Source organism: Streptomyces sp. NPDC127106, from assembly GCF_042677605.1.
In the GTDB taxonomy this organism is placed as follows: Bacteria; Actinomycetota; Actinomycetes; order Streptomycetales; family Streptomycetaceae; genus Streptomyces.
In genome coordinates this window covers 48,558-51,456 of sequence record NZ_JBHXTC010000039.1, presented here as the reverse complement: position 1 = coordinate 51,456, position 2,899 = coordinate 48,558, and the positions used below count along the sequence as shown (strand labels likewise).

Annotated in this window: 2 protein-coding genes; both read right to left on the bottom strand. The window is 74.3% G+C overall.

Annotated elements, in window-relative coordinates; translation table 11 throughout:
* Positions 1-56: 56 nt before the first annotated feature.
* Complete coding sequence (locus ACFVGY_RS27085; RefSeq protein ID WP_385681656.1) at positions 57-1,628, bottom strand: DoxX family membrane protein; 1,572 nt, start codon at positions 1,626-1,628, stop codon at positions 57-59.
* A 161-nt stretch (positions 1,629-1,789) separates the two neighbouring features.
* On the bottom strand, positions 1,790-2,746 hold the full coding sequence (gene rlmB, locus ACFVGY_RS27080) for a 23S rRNA (guanosine(2251)-2'-O)-methyltransferase RlmB (protein WP_385681654.1): 957 nt from the start codon (positions 2,744-2,746) through the stop codon (positions 1,790-1,792).
* Positions 2,747-2,899 lie beyond the last annotated feature (153 nt).

The window sequence follows — 2,899 nt, the reverse complement described above, 5'->3', positions numbered from 1 at the left end:
CCGCCCCCCCGCGCGCCCCCCCGCCCCCGGTTCTCCTTCGGGTCGGGCCAGGCCGGTCAGCCGCGGAGGCCGCCGACGAGGCCGGGCTGCTTGGACGGGGTGTCCCCGCCGCTGCTCGTGCCGCTGCTGCGGGTGGTCGTGGACGACGAGGTCTTCGGGGTGGACTGCTTGGGTGCGGTACCGGTGCTGCTCTGGCTGCTGCCGGTGCCCCGGGTGGCGGCGGGCGGCTGCGAGCCGGTGCCCGTGGTCTCGCGGGCCGTGGAACCGGTGCGGGTGCTGGGCTTGGTCGAGGGGGTGGCGCTGGCGGCCGGTTCCGCCGGCTGCGACGGCTGCTGCGACGAGGGCTGCTGCGACGGCTGCTGCTGGCGCTGCTGCTTGGGCGGCGGTACCGGCAACGGGGAGCCGGGCAGGTAGTTGCTCGGAGCCTGGCCGGGGCCGGGCACGGTGACGACGGTGCTGGAGCGGACGGCGCCGCCGAGCAACGAGCCGATGAGGAGGGTGAGCCCGCAGACGAGGGTGGCCATGACGGCGCCGCGCCGCAGCACGCGCCGGCGCAGCTCCCACAGGTCGGAGCGGGGGCCGAGGGTGCGCCAGGCCTCGCCGGCGAGGCGTCCGTCCAGGGAGTAGACGGGCGCGCCGGCGATGATCAGGGGGCTCCAGGCGGCGAGGTAGATGATGTCGGGGGCGTCGTAGGCGGGGACGGTCTTCCAGCTGACGGTCATGAGCAGGGCGGCGGACAGCAGTGCGCCGAAGCAGGCGGCGAACCGCTGCCAGAGCCCGAGGACGGTCAGGACGCCGACGACGACCTGGAGGAAGGCCACGCTGAGGCCGGCGCCGACGGGGTGGGCGAGGGCGAAGTCGCGCAGCGGTTCGGCCAGGGCCCAGGGTTCGAGGGTGCGCAGCCAGGTGACCATGGAGCCGCGTTCGCCGCCGTCGAAGTAGACGGGGTCGCACAGCTTGCCCATGCCGGCGTAGATGGAGATGAAGCCGAGGAAGACCCGCAGGGGGAGCAGGACGACCCCGAGGTTCATCCGGCGGCCGGGGTAGTAGGAGGCGTGGCCGCGGTTGTCGGCGGTGGCGCGGCGGGCGGCGTCCGGTCCGGGTCCGGCGTCGTACGGGAGCGGGCCGGGGGGGCCGGGGGGGCCTCCGTGGTGGAGGTCCCGTACGGGGGCGAAGGAGCGCGTCTCGTCCGGGTCGCCGTACTGGCGCTGGCCGATGACGGTGGGGGTGGGGACGGTGTCGTCGCCGAGGTCGTGGCCGAGGTCCAGGCGGGGGATGACCTGGGTGGCGCCGGCGTCGGCGGTGTCGTAGTCGTCGTGGCCGTGTTGGCGTACGGCCTGGAGCAGTCCGCCCATGGCGGCGGTGTCGCCGGGGGCGGACTTGCCGCTCCAGACGACGGGGGCCCTGCGACGGCGGGCGGTGGCGCCGGCGGCGGCGGTGACGGCGCCGCCGAGGACGGGCATCCGGCCGGGGGTGTTCGCGGGCTTGGAACGCGCGCTCGGGCTCGGTGCGAGCCGCACGCGGAAGCTGGCGTGGTTGACGATGACCTGTGCGGGGTCGCACGGCACCTTGACCATGCTCAGCGCGGGCTGGTCGTCGAACCCTGACGTTCTGGTGTCCACACTCATCTAACCGAGTGATGAGTGTTTAGGACACTGCCTTGACAGCAGGGATGTGTCCGAGACGCGTCAAGATCAAGCCACCCCGCCCGAAACGGGCGGGGTGGCACGCTCACGGGTCACTCTCCGTGAGCCGAGTGGATCAAGGGCGCTGCTCCCTACGGGTGCGCTCAGCCCCGGCGGCGGGCCGCCTCGTACAGGACGACGCCCGCGGCGACACCGGCGTTGAGCGACTCGGCGCCGCCCGGCATGGGGATGCGCACGAGGTAGTCGCAGGTCTCGCCGACGAGCCGGCCGAGACCCTTGCCCTCGGAGCCGACGACGATGACGACGGGGCCGGCCAGGGCGTCGAGGTCGGCGACGCTGTGCTCGCCCTCGGCGGCGAGGCCGACGACGGTCAGCCCGGCCTTCTTGTAGTCCTGGAGGGCGCGGGTCAGGTTGGTGACGCGGGAGACCGGGGTGCGGGCGGCGGTGCCGGCGGAGGTCTTCCAGGCTCCGGCGGTCATGCCGGCGGCGCGGCGCTCGGGGATGACCACGCCGTGGCCGCCGAAGGCGGAGACGGAGCGGACGATCGCACCGAGGTTGCGGGGGTCGGTGACGCCGTCGAGGGCGACGATCAGCGGCTCCTCGCCGTTGTCGTAGGCGGCCTCGGTGAGGTCCTCGGGGTGCGCGTACTCGTACGGCGGGACCTGGAGGACGAGGCCCTGGTGGTTGAGGCCGCCGGTCATCCGGTCGAGCTCGGGGCGCGGGGCCTCCATCAGGTTGATGTTGCCGCGGGCGCCGGCGAGCTGCAGGGCCTCGCGGACGCGCTCGTCGTTGTCGATGAACTGCTGGACGTACAGGGTGGTGGCGGGCACGCCGTCGCGCAGCGCCTCGAAGACCGGGTTGCGGCCAACGACCATCTCGCTCTGGCCCTTGGGGCCGCCGCGGCGGGGCGCGGGGCGGCGGCGCGCGGCGGCCTTGGCGGCGGCGTTGGCCATGCGGAAGGCCTTGTGGCCCTTGCGGTCCTCGGCCTTCGGCGTGGGGCCCTTGCCTTCCAGGCCCTTGCGCCGCTGACCACCGCTGCCGACCGTCGCGCCCTTCTTGTTGGACGTGCGGCGACCCCTGCGCTGGCTGTTACCGGCCATGACCTCTACCTGTTTTCGTTGGTGCTGCGATATGTACGTATGAAGAGTGTGGCGCCCCGGGCCCCCGGCGGCCCAAACATTCCGGTGCGGGCGCGGCCGGCTCCACCCCGGGCGCGGGTCGGACGCGGGGGGGGGGGGGGGTGCTCGAGGCGA